16 protein-coding genes are annotated in these 15,403 nt (G+C 70.5%); 9 read left to right on the top strand and 7 right to left on the bottom strand.

Translation table 11 applies throughout. The annotated features are described in order from the left end of the window. On the bottom strand, window positions 1-1,032 hold the full coding sequence (locus ACZ4AA_RS15765; RefSeq protein ID WP_467601438.1) for a histone protein: 1,032 nt from the start codon (window positions 1,030-1,032) through the stop codon (window positions 1-3). Between the two features lie 164 nt (window positions 1,033-1,196). On the opposite strand from ACZ4AA_RS15765, the gene ACZ4AA_RS15760 reads away from it, so the two are divergent. The 9 genes from ACZ4AA_RS15760 to ACZ4AA_RS15720 all read left to right on the top strand — a co-directional run bounded on the left by ACZ4AA_RS15760 (window position 1,197) and on the right by ACZ4AA_RS15720 (window position 6,781). Next, complete coding sequence (locus ACZ4AA_RS15760; protein WP_467601436.1) at window positions 1,197-1,547, top strand: gas vesicle protein GvpO; 351 nt, start codon at window positions 1,197-1,199, stop codon at window positions 1,545-1,547. A 26-nt stretch (window positions 1,548-1,573) separates the two neighbouring features. After that, window positions 1,574-2,059: a gas vesicle structural protein GvpA gene (locus ACZ4AA_RS15755; protein WP_467601434.1), complete on the top strand. Its 486-nt coding sequence runs from the start codon at window positions 1,574-1,576 to the stop codon at window positions 2,057-2,059. Window positions 2,060-2,062: 3 nt separating this feature from the next. Next, on the top strand, window positions 2,063-2,776 hold the full coding sequence (locus ACZ4AA_RS15750; RefSeq protein ID WP_467601432.1) for a GvpL/GvpF family gas vesicle protein: 714 nt from the start codon (window positions 2,063-2,065) through the stop codon (window positions 2,774-2,776). Window positions 2,777-2,786: 10 nt separating this feature from the next. Further along, on the top strand, window positions 2,787-3,038 hold the full coding sequence (locus ACZ4AA_RS15745; protein ID WP_467601430.1) for a gas vesicle protein GvpG: 252 nt from the start codon (window positions 2,787-2,789) through the stop codon (window positions 3,036-3,038). After that, window positions 3,035-3,448: a gas vesicle protein gene (locus ACZ4AA_RS15740; protein ID WP_467601428.1), complete on the top strand. Its 414-nt coding sequence runs from the start codon at window positions 3,035-3,037 to the stop codon at window positions 3,446-3,448. The genes ACZ4AA_RS15745 and ACZ4AA_RS15740 overlap by 4 nt, the downstream gene beginning before the upstream one ends. Beyond that, complete coding sequence (locus ACZ4AA_RS15735) at window positions 3,429-4,295, top strand: GvpL/GvpF family gas vesicle protein (RefSeq protein ID WP_467601426.1); 867 nt, start codon at window positions 3,429-3,431, stop codon at window positions 4,293-4,295. Before ACZ4AA_RS15740 ends, ACZ4AA_RS15735 begins: the two co-directional genes overlap by 20 nt. Next, window positions 4,292-4,531, top strand: coding sequence for a gas vesicle protein GvpJ (gvpJ, locus tag ACZ4AA_RS15730; protein WP_467601424.1), 240 nt, complete (start codon window positions 4,292-4,294; stop codon window positions 4,529-4,531). Before ACZ4AA_RS15735 ends, gvpJ begins: the two co-directional genes overlap by 4 nt. Next, entirely contained in the window at window positions 4,521-4,946 is a 426-nt protein-coding gene (locus ACZ4AA_RS15725) for a gas vesicle protein K (protein WP_467601421.1), read from the top strand. Before gvpJ ends, ACZ4AA_RS15725 begins: the two co-directional genes overlap by 11 nt. A gap of 185 nt (window positions 4,947-5,131) precedes the next feature. Further along, window positions 5,132-6,781, top strand: a complete 1,650-nt coding sequence (locus ACZ4AA_RS15720) for an alkaline phosphatase family protein (protein ID WP_467601419.1) — start codon at window positions 5,132-5,134, stop codon at window positions 6,779-6,781. Between the two features lie 41 nt (window positions 6,782-6,822). Here ACZ4AA_RS15720 and ACZ4AA_RS15715 read toward each other — a convergent pair whose 3' ends face one another. The 6 genes from ACZ4AA_RS15715 to ACZ4AA_RS15690 all read right to left on the bottom strand — a co-directional run bounded on the left by ACZ4AA_RS15715 (window position 6,823) and on the right by ACZ4AA_RS15690 (window position 15,214). Further along, the gene (locus ACZ4AA_RS15715) at window positions 6,823-8,853 is read right to left on the bottom strand and encodes a beta-galactosidase (protein ID WP_467601417.1); all 2,031 of its coding nucleotides are present in this window, start codon (window positions 8,851-8,853) and stop codon (window positions 6,823-6,825) included. Then, window positions 8,850-10,175 (bottom strand): glycoside hydrolase family 36 protein, encoded by a 1,326-nt coding sequence (locus ACZ4AA_RS15710; protein WP_467601415.1) that lies wholly within the window; start codon window positions 10,173-10,175, stop codon window positions 8,850-8,852. The genes ACZ4AA_RS15715 and ACZ4AA_RS15710 overlap by 4 nt, the downstream gene beginning before the upstream one ends. Window positions 10,176-10,223: 48 nt before the next feature. Beyond that, window positions 10,224-11,120: a carbohydrate ABC transporter permease gene (locus ACZ4AA_RS15705; RefSeq protein WP_467601413.1), complete on the bottom strand. Its 897-nt coding sequence runs from the start codon at window positions 11,118-11,120 to the stop codon at window positions 10,224-10,226. Then, window positions 11,117-12,097, bottom strand: coding sequence for a carbohydrate ABC transporter permease (locus tag ACZ4AA_RS15700; RefSeq protein WP_467602449.1), 981 nt, complete (start codon window positions 12,095-12,097; stop codon window positions 11,117-11,119). The genes ACZ4AA_RS15705 and ACZ4AA_RS15700 overlap by 4 nt, the downstream gene beginning before the upstream one ends. Before the next feature lie 8 nt (window positions 12,098-12,105). Further along, window positions 12,106-13,416 carry an ABC transporter substrate-binding protein gene (locus tag ACZ4AA_RS15695; RefSeq protein WP_467601411.1) on the bottom strand — a complete coding sequence of 437 codons (1,311 nt, stop codon included), beginning with the start codon at window positions 13,414-13,416 and terminating at the stop codon, window positions 12,106-12,108. 805 nt (window positions 13,417-14,221) lie between these two features. Further along, a complete protein-coding gene (locus ACZ4AA_RS15690; RefSeq protein ID WP_467601409.1) occupies window positions 14,222-15,214 on the bottom strand; it encodes a LacI family DNA-binding transcriptional regulator in 993 nt (330 codons plus the stop codon). Between the last annotated feature and the right edge of the window lie 189 nt (window positions 15,215-15,403).

Raw genomic sequence — 15,403 nt, 5'->3', positions numbered from 1 at the left:
CTACCTCCGACGTCCGGAAGCGGTCTTGGCCGTCCTGGACGCGGACCCCTTCGTCGCGGTCTTCTTCGCGGGCGCCTTCTTGGCGGCGGCCTTCTTGGCCGGAGCGGTCTTCTTGGCCGCGGCCTTCTTGGCGGGGGACTTCTTGGCCGCCGTCTTCTTGGCCGGAGCGGTCTTCTTGGCCGCGGCCTTCTTCGCCGGGGCCGCCTTCTTCGCGGGGGGCGAAGCCTTCTTCGCCGCCGGCCTCGTCGGCGCCTTCTTCCTGGCCTCGGTCCGCTTCGACGCGGACCCCCTGCCGGAGCCACTGTCGTCCGATGACGGGGTCTTCCTGGCGGTCTTCTTGGCGGGCCCCCTGCGGGAAGCGGAATCGGATCCCGAAGAACGCCTGTCAGCCGCGCCTCCGGCGTTCCGGCGCTGCCTTCGCGGTCGCTCCGGCTTCTCCTCTTCCTGTTCTTCCTCCTCTTCCTCCCCCTCGTCCTCTTGCTCTTCCTCTTCCTCCGGCGCTTCCTCGTCCGGTTCCGCGTCCGCGGCCTCTTCCTCTTCCTCTTCCTCCGGCTCTTCCTCGTCGGCCTCGGCCTCCGGCTCCTCGGCCTCCGGCTCCTCGTCCTCGTCCTCTTCGTCCTCCTCATCGGGCTCGTCCCGGCCGGCCTCCCGCGCCGGCTCCTCGTCGTACTCGTCCTCCTCGTAGTCGCCCTCCTCGTCCTCCTCTCCTTCCTCGTCCTTCTCCCCGAGACGCAGCCTCCGCTCATGCAGGCTGCCGGCCAGATCACCGAGACGGCGGTCGGCCGCGGCCTTGAGGGCCTGACGACCGGCGTCCATCAGTTCGCCCCGCACCTGTTCCTGGAGCTCCGCGACGCCCGGGACGTCCGAGAGCCGCTTGAGGCCCTCCGTGGCCAACTGCTGTGGGTTGAGGGCGAATCTTCGGCCGGCGATGTAGGTCGCCGCGGCGAACGCGACGCGGCCCTTCTTCGTACGCCCGAGCACATAGCCTCCGGCGACAGCCGCGGCCAGAGCGAGCTTGGTTGTGTCGTTCATGGACTCTTTCCCTTCGGACAACGCAGCCCCCACCTCCCCCGGGACGGCGGTCTCGACGGGCGGCCTCGGGAGAGGTCCTCCTTACCTGACGCCCCAAGTACCCCTATATGATGAGATTGCACATATGTCGGAGTATGGCGTCCGTCCCGACGACCGGAGACACCATGGCCGCAGCAGAACCCGCCAAACGCCGATCGAGCGCCGGCCGCGGTACGGCACGACGCCCGGCCGGCGACAGCGCGGCCCCGTCCCGCCGGTCCGGAGGCGCCGCACGGGCCATGCGCTCGGCGGTGGAGCAGCTCACCTCGCTGCTCGGCCGAGCCCCCGAGTCCGTTTCCGCGATCAGACCCACGGACGACGGTTGGGACGCGGATGTGGAGGTACTCGAACTGGAGCGCGTCCCCGAGACCACCAGCGTCATGGCCACCTACCGAGTGACCCTGGACAAGGAGGGAGAACTGGTGGCCTACGAGAGGAAGCGCCGCTACACGCGTGGACAAATCGACCGGCGCTGACATCACCGCCGGTGAAGGGAGGCACCATGACTGTGGTGCCGCAGAGCAGCGGCGGTGTCGCCCAGGGCGGCAGGAGCGGCAGCCTCTACGACGTTCTGGAACTCATACTCGACCGCGGTCTCGTGATCGACGTCTTCATCCGGGTGTCCCTCGTGGGCATCGAGATCCTGAAGATCGACATCCGTATCGTCGTGGCCAGCGTCGACACCTATTTGCGCTTCGCCGAGGCGTGCAACCGTCTCGACCTGGAATCCGGCAGGAAGGCACCGGCCCAGCTGACCGACATCGTCGGCGACACGATGGAATCCGGCGCGCGGGGCAAGTCCAAGGGAGCCCTGAGCGGCGCCGCCGAAGCCGTCACCGACACGATCCGGGAAGTGACCGGCAAGGGCGGCGGCGACGAGGACGACGAGGCGGAAGGAGAAGAGGAGGCGGAGACGGTGGAGCGCAAGCGGCGGCCGGCCCGGCGCTCCTCCCGGCGGGAGCGAAGCTCGTCTCGCGACGAGGAGTGAGCCATGGCGGTATACATCTACTCGATCACCTTCAAGGACCACCCACTGCGCCTCGACGGCCTGGAGGGAGTCGGCGCCTCCTCACCCCCGCTGCGCACGGTGACCGCGGGACCGCTCTGCGCGGTCGTGAGCGACGCGCCGGACGAACTGCGGCCCAAGCGCCGCGACATCGGCCGGCATCAGGAGGTCCAACAGCGTCTCCTGACGGACGGCACCGTGCTGCCCATCAGGTTCGGCTACACCGCGCCGGACGAGGACGCGGTCAGGGACGCGCTGGAGTCGGGCGCCGACGACTACGCCGAACGGCTGCGCCGGCTGGAGGGCTGCGTCGAGTACAACCTGAAGGCCGCGCAGGACGAGGAGACGCTGCTGCGGGAGATCCTCACCGATTCGGAGACGGCCCGGCAGCTCAACGACGAGATCCGCGCCGGCACCGCGGCCCCGGACGCGCCGTTGCGGCTCGGCGAGCTGGTGGCCAACGAAACACGGGCCCGCCAGGAGGCACTGGCCTCGGGTGTGATCGAGGCGCTCCGCCCGTTCGCCCGGGAGATCGACTCCACCCCGCCCGCGGGAACGGACTTCCTCAGCGTCTCGTTCCTGGTGAGCGCCGACCAGGACGAGCTCTTCCTCGCCACCGAGCTGAGTCTCGCGCACCAGATGGGCGAGGCGTTCGCGTTCCGGCTCAACGGTCCGCTGCCTCCGTACAGCTTCAGCTGAAGGAGATGTCATGGGCCTGTTCACGCAACTCGTCACGCTTCCTCTGGCACCCGTACGCGGAGTCGCCTGGGTGATGGACCGGGTCCTGGAGGCCGCGGAGGACGAGTACTACGACCCAGCGCCCATCCGACTCCAACTCGCCGAACTGGAAAGGCAGTTGGTAGCCGGCGAGATCGACGAGGAGACGTTCGACGGGCTGGAGGACCAACTCCTTGACCGGCTGGACGAGATCAGGGCTCATGAACAGGGCGGCCCGTCGTGAGCGAACCTCTCTCCAACCGGCTGGGGGACTATCCGTCCCGGGCCGCGCCCGCGTACGCGCAGGGATCCTCCGCCAACCTGGCCGACATCCTGGAGCGCGTCCTCGACAAGGGCATCGTCATCGCGGGTGACATCAAGATCAACCTTCTCGACATCGAACTGCTCACGATCAAGATCCGGTTGCTGGTCGCCTCGGTCGACAAGGCCAGGGAGATGGGCATCGACTGGTGGGAACACGACCCCTCGCTGTCCTCCCGGGCCGCGGACGAACCGTCACTGGTCGAGCAGAACCGCCGGCTGCGAGCCGAGCTGAACGCGCTGCGCCGGGACAGGGACATCCCCGAGGTGGACGCGGAACCGCGCCGCACCACCCGTGGAAGGGCTGCTCGCGATGACGCCTCGGACGAGTGAACACGTCACCTACGCGTACGCCGTAGCCCGCGCGCACCCGGAGCTCACACCCTCTCTGAGCCGGCTCGCGGGGGTGACCGGCGCCCCGGTCCGTCTGGTCACCGCGGGCGGGCAGGAGGACGAGGACGGGGACATCGTGCTCGTGGTGAGCGAGGTGCCGGCCGCGGACTTCCGTGAGGACGGGCTCAGACGCCATCTGGAGGATCTGGACTGGCTGGAGGCGGTCGCACGGGCGCACCACGCGGTCGTCGAGGAGGTCGCGGCCCGCACCCCGGCGCTGCCGCTGCGCCTGGCGACCGTCTACGTCGACGACAGCAGCGCCCGCGACATGCTGCGCTCCGCGGTGCGGCTGTTCGCCGAGCGTCTGGATCTCCTCGCCGGCCAGGTCGAATGGGGAGTCAAGATCTATGTCGAGGCGGCCGGGCCCCCCGACACGGCCGGCCCGCGGTCCGGCCAGGACCCGGATTCCGGACCGGCGGCGGACATCTCACCGGGACGCGCCTACCTCGACGCCCGAAGACGGCAGCGCGGCGACCGGGACGCCGTCTACCGGGCGGCCCAGCGGGCGGCGGAGCGCGTCGGGGACGTGGCACGCGCGTACGCGACCGACCGGGCGGCCCATCGGCCCCAGCAAGGAGTCCTGGCCGGTGACGCGGGAGAGAACGTCTTCAACGACGCCTTTCTCGTGCCCCGCGAGCGGAGCGAGACCTTCCGCGCCGAGGCCGCGCTCGCGGGTCACGGCCTGGCGGGGGTCCACGTGGAGGTCACGGGCCCGTGGGTGCCGTACTCGTTCGCGATGCCCGAGGACGGCGCGGACGACCAGTCCGTACGAGGTGGCACGCCATGACCGGGTCCGGCCGTTCCGCCGCCGTGGATCCGCTGCCGGAGCGTCAGGTCGCGCTCGTCGATCTGCTGGACCGGCTTCTCGCCGGAGGCGTGGTCCTGGTCGGTGACGTGGTGCTGTCCATCGCCGACATCGATCTCGTACGGGTGTCGCTGCGCGCGCTGATCGTGTCCGTCAGTTCGGAGAACCCCTCGCCCTGGGACCGGTCCGATCCACCGCGGGGCGGTCATGACGGCTGACGGCGACGGCACCCTTGGGTCCTCGGATCCCCTCGAGGAGGCGGCGGAGGCGGCGGCGCGTGCCTTCCGGCTGCTCCCGGCCGAGCCGGCGGACCGTCCGGGGCCGGGGGCGCGGGGCCGTTCCGTGGCCGGGCGGATCAACACCGACCCCGACACGGTCGAGCGCGACCTCCTGCGCCTGGTCCTGACGCTGGTCGAACTGCTGCGCCAGGTGATGGAGCGTCAGGCACTGCGCCGGGTCGACCAGGGCGATCTCAGCGAGGAGGACGAGGAGCGGCTGGGAACGACGCTCATGGTCCTGCACGACCGGATGAGGGACCTGTGCGCGAGCCACGGGCTCACCCTGGAGGACCTCAATCTCGACCTCGGCCCGCTGGGCCCGCTGCTGCCACCGCCCGACCGGCCGGTGCGCTGAGGACGTACACGACGGACCGGCGCTGCCAAGCGCCGCTTGGGCGAACGGACTTGAGGTCCGCCGGGCCCGCTTGGTGAAGTACCGACCGGTCATTCCGCATGCGTTCACACATGTGCCGTTCGCGGTACACGGGACGCGACTCTGATGGCTCGGGCAATTGCACCCCGAACTCCTGGGAGAAATGCATGTCCAGACGCCATGTCAGGTCCGCGGCCCTGCTCACCGCCGCCGGGGTGCTGACCGGGGCGACCCTCGCCCAGCCCGACGCCTTCGCCTCCTCCCAGCGCCGGGACGACACCCGGCACGTGCTGCTCGTCTCCGTCGACGGACTGCACCAGGCCGACCTGGCCCGGTACGTCTCCCGGCACCCGAAGTCGGCGCTGGCGCGGCTGGTGGGCGGCGGTGTGGCGTACACCCACGCCAGGACCACCACCCCCTCCGACTCCTTCCCCGGCATGGTCGCCCAGGTGACGGGCGGCGGCCCGGGCACCACCGGCGTCTACTACGACGACAGCTACGACTCCGCGCTGCTCCCGGCCGGGACCACGGCCTGCCAGGGGGTGCGGCCCGGCGCCGAGGTGGACCTCACCGAGGACCTGGACCACAAGCCGGCCTCGCTCGACGCGGGCCAGGGCCTGACGGGTCTGCCGGACGGCATCCTGTCGATGACGGGCGAGCCGGCGAGCCTGCTCGACACCTCGAAGCTGCCGGTCGACCCGCACACCTGCCGGCCGCTCCCGCCGCACGCGTACCTCAGGGTGAACACCGTCTTCGAGGTGGCCCGCGCGGCGGGCCTGCGCACCGCGTGGTCGGACAAGCACCCGGCGTACGAGATCCTCGGCGGGCCCTCGGGCAGCGGTGTCCAGGACCTGTTCACACCCGAGATCAACAGCGACGCCCTCGGTTACCCGGCCGGGAACGACTGGACGAAGGACAACCGGGCGACCGAGCAGTACGACGGCTACAAGGTGAAGGCCATCCTGAACGAGATCGACGGCTACGACCACAGCGGCACCCACCGGGTCGGCACCCCGGCGGTCTTCGGACTGAACTTCCAGTCGGTCTCCACCGCGCAGAAGCTGCCCGCCTCCGACGGTCTCAAGGGCGGCTACACGGCCGGGAACGTGCCCGGGCCGCTGCTGGAGAAGAACCTGGACTTCGTCGACGCCCGGATCGGCGAACTGACCTCCGAGCTCGCCCGGCGCCATCTGGCCGGCAGCACCACGGTCATCCTGTCCGCCAAGCACGGCCAGTCGCCGACCGACCCGGCCGCGCTCACCCGGATCGACGACGCCCCGCTGCTGGCCGGCCTCGACGCCGCGTGGAGGCAGCTCCACCCCGGCGCCGGGAACCTGGTCGCGCACGCCGTGGACGACGACGCGATGCTGCTCTGGCTGACCGACCGCTCCCGGGCCGCCACGGAGTTCGCCAAGGACTACCTGCTCGGCCGGAGCGGCACCGGCACCGACATCGACGCGGCGCCCAGGTCCTTCACCCACGGCGGGCTCGCCAAGGTCTACGCGGGACGGGCTGCGGCCCGGTACTTCCACGCCGCGGCCGGCGACACCCGCGTTCCCGACGTCTTCGGTCTCACGCAGTACGGGGTCGTCTACACCGGTGGGACCAAGAAGATCGCCGAGCACGGCGGCGCCCACGCCGACGACCTCGACGTCCCCCTGGTGGTGTCCGGCGCGTCGGTTCCGGAGGGTGTCCGCGACACGGCGGGTGTGCGGACCGCACAGATCGCGCCCACGATCCTGCGCCTGCTGGGCCTCGATCCCCGCTCCCTGGACGCCGTGCGGGAGGAACACACCGCCGTGCTGCCGCTGCACTGATCCGTTCGGCGGGGCGGAGAGCCGCCCCGCCGAACGGCGGTTCACCGTTCCGTCGCGTGCGGCTCCCGTACCACCGCGATCTCGCCGGGATCGATCCTCACCGAGCCCGACAGGGGCTTGCCGGTGAGGAGTTCGGTGGCTCCCGGCGGGACGGGGATCTCCGCGCCCCGGCCCGCGTGGTCGATGAGGAACACGTAGTCGGCATCCCGGCCGCGCCGACGGACCGATTCGACTCCGGGTGGGAGATCCCCGGCGCCGGGAACCTCCGCCTCGGTGCGGATGCGGTCCAGCAGGGCGGTGAGGGTGCCGGGGTCGGGGAGGGTCGCCACGTACCAGGCGGTGCCCCGCCCCCGGGAGTTCCGTGTCACCGCGGGAACACCGGCCACGGGTCCGTCCGCGTACGTGGCGATCGCCTCGGCGCCGTCCAGGCGCACGCGCTCCGACCACAGGGTGGCCGTGGCACCCGCGGGCACCTGGCCGGTCAGGCCCGCCGACTCGCCGGGGAGCAGGGGGAACAGCTCGTCGCCGCGGATCCCGAGGGTCTCGCGGAACGCTCCTGGGTAACCGCCCAGCCGGACATGGCAGTTCTCGTCGACGGCGCCGCTGTGGAAGCCGACCGCGAGGGTGCCGCCGCGCTCGACGTGGGCGCTCAGGTTGGCCGCGCCCGTGTTGTCCACGAGGTAGAGGCTCGGGACCAGGACCAGGCGGTAGGCCGAGAGGTCCGCGTCCGGGTGGACGAAGTCGACGGCCGCACCGGACCGCCACAACGGCTCGTACCAGGCCCGGACCAGGTCCTGGTACCGCAGGGCGCCGCTGGGCTGCGAGGGCAGTTCCAGTGCCCAACGGGCGTTCCAATCCCAGACGACGGCGACCTCGGCCGTGCCGGTGCTGCCGCGTACCTCGGCCAGGGCCCTCAGATCGGCGCCGAGGCGGACCACGTCCTGCCAGATGCGGCTGTCCGTGCCCGCGTGCGGGAGCATCGCCGAGTGCCACTGTTCGGCGCCCGCCCTCGCGGCCCGCCACTGGAAGTAGGCGATGCCGTCGGCGCCGTGGGCCACGTGGGAGAGAGCGTTGCGGCGCAGCTCGCCCGGGGCCTTGGCGCGGTTGACGGGCTGCCAGTTCACGGCGCCGGTGGAGTGCTCCATGAGCAGCCAGGGACCGCCGGCCAGCGACCGGGTCAGATCGCCGCAGAGCGCGACGTCGATCTCGGAGGCCGGGTCGGCGGACATCAGGTAGTGGTCGTTGGAGACGATGTCGAGTTCCGGGGCCCACCGCCAGTAGTCGAGCGCGTCGAAGACGTCCATCACCATGAAGTTGGTGGTGGCCGGTGTGAACGGGGCCGCCGTGCGCAGGACGTCCCGCTCCGCCGTGTACAGCGACAGCAGTTCGTCGGAGCAGAAGCGGCGCCAGTCCAGCTGGTGCGTGGGGTTGGGTACGGCGCCGGTGGCGCGGGGCGGCAGGACCTCCTCCCAGTCGTGGTACCACTGGCTCCAGAACGCCGTGCCCCAGGCGTGGTTGAGGGCCGCCAGGTCGTCGTCGTAGCGGGTGCGCAGCCAGCGGCGGAAGGACCGGGCGCTGGTGTCGCAGTAGCAGGCCGCGTTGTGGCAGCCGTACTCGTTGTGGATGTGCCACATCACCACGGCCGGGTGTCCGGCGTAGCGTTCGGCGAGGGCGCCCGTGACGCGCAGGGCGGCCTCGCGGTAGGCGGGGCTGCTCGGGCAGAAGGTCTGCCTGCTGCCGTAGGTCAGCCTCCGGCCGTCCCGGTCGACCGGGAGCGCTTCGGGATGCGCCCGGAAGAACCAGGCGGGCGGCGCGGCCGTGGGGGTGGCGAGGTCGGCGGCGATGCCGTTCTCGTGGAGGAGATCGAGGATCCGGTCCGTGCGGGTGAAGTCGTACGTGCCCTCTGCGGGCTCCATGAGCGCCCAGGAGAAGACGCCGACGCTCACCATGGTGACGCCGGCCTCGCGCATCAGGCGCATGTCCTCGGCCCAGGTCTCCTCGGGCCACTGTTCGGGGTTGTAGTCGCCGCCGTAGACGATGCCGGGGACGGACAGGGAGCGTTCGGGGGTCATGCGGGCCCTCCCGGGGACAGCAGCCGACGGGTGGTGGCCACGCCCCATGCGTCGAGGGACAGCAGCCGGTCGCTGGAGGCCATCAGGCCGCCCGTGGCCTCGACATGGGCCGCCCAGCGTTCGCGGGTCTCGACGGCGGGGCGGGCCATGAGGCAGTCGGGGTCGTTGATCCACAGCCGTCCGTGCTGCCATTGGCGGCCCCTGCCGGTGAACTCGGCCGCGTCCTGGCCGGGTTGGCTGTAGTCGCCGGCCTCGGGGCGCCGGTGCGGTGCCGTGTCGGGGCTGACCCGCATCGCGTCGAACAGGCCGATGGACGGGAGGACCGGGGCTCCGCAGCCGAGGAGGTGGGCGTCGGGGCCGATGGCCTCGCGGATCAGGGCGATCCCGTCGCGGTAGGCGGTCGGCGCGTCGGCTCCTGAGTGCCGTACGCCGTCCAGGGCTCCCGCGTAGAGGAAGTCGGTCTTGAAGTAGTCGTACCCCTCGGCGCGCAGGGTGGTGAAGACGTCGGACAGATACGCGCGGGCCCCGGGGTGGGTGATGTCGAGGGTGAACAGGTCGTGGTTCCAGTTGTGGCCCGCGTGCAGGGGCACCCCCTGCTCGTCGTGGACCAGCCAGTCGGGGTGGTGCGCGGCGAGTTCGCTGTGCGGCGCGACGAGGAAGGGGGCGGTCCAGATGCCCGCGCGGCGGCCGCGTCCGCGGATGCTGTCGGCGAGGGCGGAGCGGGAGCGGAAGCGGCCGGAGAGGGTGAGCCAGTCGCCGAGGGCGCTCTGGTAGCCGTCGTCGATCTGGACGACGTCGACGGGGAGGTCGAGCGTGTCCATCGCCTGGAGGTTCTCGTGGATGTCGTCCTCGGTGACGGCGGTGAAGTACTCGTACCAGGAGCACCACACCGTCGGTGCGGGCCGCGGGGCGGGGAGGGAGAGGGCGTCGGCCCAGGCGGCGAGCGCGCCCTGGATTCCGCCCGGTCCGGTGTGGGAGGACTCGGTGACCGGGCCGTCGGCGCCGATCCCGGCGCGGCCGTCCTGGACGGTGAGCCGGATCGAGGGGACCGGTCCCGCCGGGTCCTGCGCGGCCCACAGCCGGACCGGGGAGCCGTCGCCCGGGTCCAGCGCGAGCAGTCCCTCGCCCTGGAAGGCCGCGAGCGGCACGGTGCGGCCGGGCCGGTAGCAGACGGTCGCCCAATTGGCGTTGGCCGGGCGGTAGGGGGTGTCGTCGAGGGCGTAGGAGCCGCTGGGGCTCCAGGACTGCCAGCCCTCCTCGTGGACCCGTGCGGTGCGCGGGTCCACGGGTACGGAGGCCACGGGGGTGAAGGATGGGGGCACGTCGTCCTCTTTCACGGGAAGCCGCCTGGGAGTTCGGGGTGTGTCGTCTCAGCTCTTGTTGGCGCCGAGGGTCAGACCGCTGACGAACTGCCGCTGGAGCGCGAAGTACACGACGAGCGTGGGGATCGCGGTGAGCAGGGCGCCGGAGGCGACGAGGTTGGGGTCGGTGAAGTACTGGCCGGAGAGGTTGTTCAGCGCCGAGGTGATCGGCATGTTCTCGCCGGTCGAGATCAGGACGAGGGCCCAGAAGAAGTCGTTGTAGATCCAGATCGACAGCAGGGTCGCCAGGGCCGCCATCGCGGGCTTGCACAGGGGCAGGGTGATCTGCCAGTAGAGCCGCCACACCGACGCCCCGTCCACGAGCGCGGCCTCGGTCAGCTCGTGCGGCAGCGAGCGCATGTAGTTGCTCAGCACGAACGCGCAGAACCCGGACTGGAACGCCACGTGGATGAGCACCAGGCCGAGCGCGGAGTCGTACAGCTTGCCGCTCGCCGTGATGCCCGGCAGGTCGGTGAGCAGGTACATCCGGTACAGCGGAGTGATGATGACCTGCTGCGGGAGCAGGTTGCCGGCCGTGAAGACCAGGAGCAGCGAGAGGTTGAGGCGGAAGTCGAAGCGGCTGACGTAGAACGCGACCATCGAGGACAGGAACAGCGTCAGCAGGACGGCCGGCACCGCGATCAGCAGGGTGTTGACGAAGTAGTGCGTCATGTCCGACTGCTCGAACGCGTTCTTGAAGTTGTCGAAGTTCAGTGTGTCCGGCCAGGACACATAGCCCTTGGCGCTGGTCTCACCGTACGGGCGCAGGGCCGAGAACATCGCCCACAGCAGCGGGGCGAGCCAGGCCAGGGCGGCGCAGGCGAGGAAGACGTGCAGCAGCACGCGGGCGGGGCGGACGGGCGCGCGGCGCCCGCGCCCGCCGGCCGCGAGGGTGGGGGCGCTCACGATCGCCGCTCCTTCCGGAAGGTGGCCACCAGGTACGGGATGATCACGACGAGCGAGATGACGAGCAGGACGACCGCGATCGCGGAGCCGTAACCGATGCGGCTGGACTCGCCGATGATGTTGTTGGTCACCAGGATGGAGAGCAACTCGGTTCCCTGAGCACCCTTGTTGAAGACGAAGACCAGGTCGAAGGCGCGCAGGGACTCGATGACGGTGACGACCAGGACGACGGTGTTGGTGGGGCGCAGCGTCGGGAAGACGACGTGCTTGAACGTCTGCCATTCGTTGGCGCCGTCCAGGGAGGAGGCCTCTCTGAGGGAGGGATCGATTCCCTTGAGGCCGGCCAGGTAGAGGATCATCATGTAGCCGGTGTGGCGCCAGGAGGCGGCGACGAGGACGGCCCACAGGTTGAGTTTCGGGTCGCCGATCCAGTCGATGTAGTGGCCCGGCCTGTTGGCGCCGATGATGCTGTTGATCAGGCCCGTGTCCGGGTTGTAGACGAGCTGCCAGACGAAGCCGATGCAGGCCATCGAGATGACGACCGGCAGGAAGAACGCCGTCTGGTAGACGCGGCTGAAGCGGATGTTCTTGTCGAGCTGGACGGCCAGGAACAGGCCGAGCGGCGTCGGGATCAGGATGAGGACGACGAACCAGATGACGTTGTGCTGGACGGCGGGCCAGAACTGCGGGTTGTCGGCGAAGAGCTGACGGAAGTTCTGGAGGCCCACCCACTTGATCGAGTCGAACCCGATGCCGTCCCAGGTGGTGAAGGCGAGGGCGATGGAAGCGAGGGCGGTGACCCAGACCAGGGCCACGTGCAGGACCGTGGGCACGCCCGCCATGAGGGCGAGGGTGAACCGGTCACGGCGGGTCAGCAGGCGGCGGTGGCCCCGTGCGGCCCGCTTGGGCGCGGCGGCAGTGCCCGGAGGCGGCGCGCTCGCCGCCTCCGGGGATTGCGTCGTGGTGTCGGTGGTCATGGTGTCGTTCACGCGGTCGCGAAGATCTGCTTCTTCTGGCGCTCGATCGAGGACAGCAGGCTGTCCACGCCCTTGGGGTCCTGGAGGAACTTCTGGAGGCCGGGCTGCATCACCGTCGAGGTGAAGTCCGGGCGGGAGTCGCGGTCCATGAACTGGGTCAGGGACTTGGCGCCCCCGATCATGTCGAACGCCTTCTTCTGGAGCGCCGAGTACGCGGAGGTGTCGGCCTTGCTGGAGGCGGCGACCACGCTCGGGTCGCCCTTGAGGTAGAGCTCCTCGGCCGCCGGGCTGCCCATGTACTCAAGGAGCTTGAGGACGCCGGCGTGGTTCTTGGGGGCCTTGCTGACCATGAGGCCGTCGGTGGGGGCCTCCACGGTGTCCTGGCCGTACGCGGAGTTGATCTCCGGGAAGGGGAAGAAGTCGAGGTCGTCCAGGTCGGCCTTGTCGGTGAACTGCTGTGCCACGAAGGTGCCGAGGACGTACATGCCCGCCTTCTTGGCCACCAGCGTCTGCGCGGCGTCCTGCCAGGTGCGACCCATGAAGCCGTCCTGGTGGTACGGAAGGAGTTCGGTCCAGTGGTCGAAGACGGCCTTGACCTTGGCGTCGGTCCAGGAGGCCTTGCCGGCCATGAGCTGGACGTGGAAGTCGTAGCCGTTGAGGCGGAAGTTGATCTGGTCGAAGGTGCCCATCGCGGGCCAGGCGTCCTTGTCGCCGAAGGCGATCGGGACGAGCTTGTCCTTCTTCATCTGCTTGCACAGGGCGATGAGTTCGTCCCACGTGGTGGGGACCGTGTAGCCGTGCTGCTGGAAGACGCTCTTGCGGTAGAAGACGGCCCACGGGTACGTGGTCATCGGCACGAAGTAGTACTTGCCGTCCTCGCCCTTGCTGAGCTTCTTCATCGCGTCGGGGAAGTTGTCCCCGATCTTGGCCCACACGTCGTCGATGGGCGCGGCGAGCTTCTTGGCCGCGAAGAACTGCATGCGGTAGCCGGCGAACCAGTTGAAGACGTCGTCCGGCGTGCCCTGGAGATACGAGTTGATCTGTTCCTGGAAGGTGTTGTGGTCCTTCGTGTTGACGTCGACCGTGATGCCGGACTGCTTCTTGAAGGCCGCGTAGACGTCGGCGAACGCCTTCTTCGGCACCGCGTCGGACGCGTTGGAGCCGACCGTGACCGTCTTGGGGTCCGACGCCGTGCCGCTGCCCCCGCAGGCGCTGAGCAGGGGAATGCCCGCGCCGAGGACGGCCGCGCCGCCGATTCCGCGGAGCAGGGTGCGACGGCTGGGGGTCGGGGCGGACAGACCCGAGAGGGGAAGGTGCATGACGGCTCCTGAGGGCAGGGTTCGGTCGAGTCGGTCGGCGGGGAGGCCGGAAATCGATCAGAAACCAACTCGACCGAACAACGTGGGCGTAATGACAGCCCCATGTCGCCACCGCGTCAAGACCTCGCACTCGCCTTGCCCGAAACGTGACCGCCGCGGCACTGACCACCGGCATCAGGGCGCACCGTCCGCACCGACGACCGGAACAGGCCGGGAGCGGCGGGCGCGGGCCTGCCCGCAACGCCCTCTCGGACGGCTCGCGAACCGGTGCACGACAGGCCGTCAGGCCGTAGTTGACAGTGTTGGCTTTCGCGACGTGGGCGACCAAAAGCAAACAAGTGTCGGTCGATTTTGTTTACAGGCAGCACAAATCAACTTGTGGGCTATTCGCTTCCAAATACGACGGATCGACGTCGAGTCATGGGGCTGTCCACCCCTGGCCTGCCCTGCGTCCGCCGCCAGTCTCGCGCAACGTAATCGATTACGCCACCGTCGCTCGACATCGATCCGGCAAAGCCGGGGAAGGGGAACGGACGTGCCCGGAACGGCGATTACCGGTCGGCGACGGCGCCGGAGCGACGTCTGGGCGCCATGGCGACGAACCGACGTCTCGGCGTGACGGCGTCGGACGGAACCCGCCCGCGAAGGCATCGGGCGGCGCGGAGTCCGGCGCGGGGTTCGGTGCGGGGTCCGTCCGGCGCCTTCGGTGCGGGGTCCGGCGCCTTCGGTGCGGGGTCCGGCGCCTTCGGTGCGGGGTCCGGCGCCTTCGGTGCGGGGTCCGGCGCGGGCCGAAGGCGAGGCCGTGTCAGACCGAGCCGCGCGCCACGAAGGCCGCGCCGACCCGCACGGTCCTCCTCGGTGTCCGGCCGTCGATCTGCTCCAGCAGAAGCCCGGCCGCCACCCGGCCCACCTCGCGTGCCGGGTAGCGGATGGTCGTCAGACGCGGCCGGACGAGCGAGGCGAACTCGATGTCGTCGTGCCCCACCAGCGACACGTCACCCGGGATGTCGAGTCCGAGGCGCTCGGCCGTGTCCATCGCGCCGACCGCCGTGATGTCGTTGCCGCACAGCACCGCCTCGGGCCGGAGCGGGGCACGCATCAGCCGCTCGAAGCCCTCCGCCCCCGCCTCACGCGTGTGCTCGCCGTGGACGATGTGCTCCCGCGCGATGCGCAGCCCCGCCTCGGCCGCGTGCCGGCGCACGCGCTCCAGACGCGGATCACCGCCCGCCGCGTCCAGCGGCCCGGCGATCACGCCGATGCGCCGGCGGCCGGTGGCCGCGACATGCGCCAGCGCCTCACGGACCGCGTCGTCGGCGTCGGGAGTCACCAGATCGACGTCGCCGAACGGGACATCCGCGCTGACCACCGCCGGGATCCCCGCGGCGCGCAGCCCGTCGAAGGCGTCGGCGGCGAGCCGGAAGGGCGTCATCACCACCCCGGCGAACCGCTGCTGCACCGCTTCCTGGAGCAGCGCCTCCTCCTCGTCCCGCCGGGCCCCCGTACTGCTGACCAGTACGTGGTAGCCGCGGCCGCGCAGTTCGTCCTGGATCGAGCGGGCGAGGAGCGCGTAGAAGGGGTTGGAGATGTCCGGGACGACGAGGGCGACCATGGTGGACTTGCCCGTGCGCAGACTCCGGGCGACCGGGTTGAGGCTGAACCCGAGCCGCTCGATGGCGGTTTCGACCGCTTCGCGCGTTCCGTCGGCGACCGGGCGTTTTCCGCTCAGTACGTACGAGACGGTGGCGGACGAGACTCCCGCGGCCCGCGCCACGTCGCTCATGGTGACCCGCTGCCGCATCCGCGTCCGCCCCTTCTCCGACCGCAACCCTACCGGCGTCCACTAGTGGGCGAGGTCACGGGCGGTCGCGACCCGGCTCGTATCCTCGCAGGTCCGCGCCCTCGGCGGACCGGACGCCCGTCGTCGCGGCCCCTCGCGGGCCGGTCGGGAGCACGGTCGTGCGGGCCGTCCGGACGAGTCGGGCACTCG

Source organism: Streptomyces sp. NPDC024698 (assembly GCF_055559015.1).
This window is presented reverse-complemented; position numbering and strand designations above follow the sequence as displayed.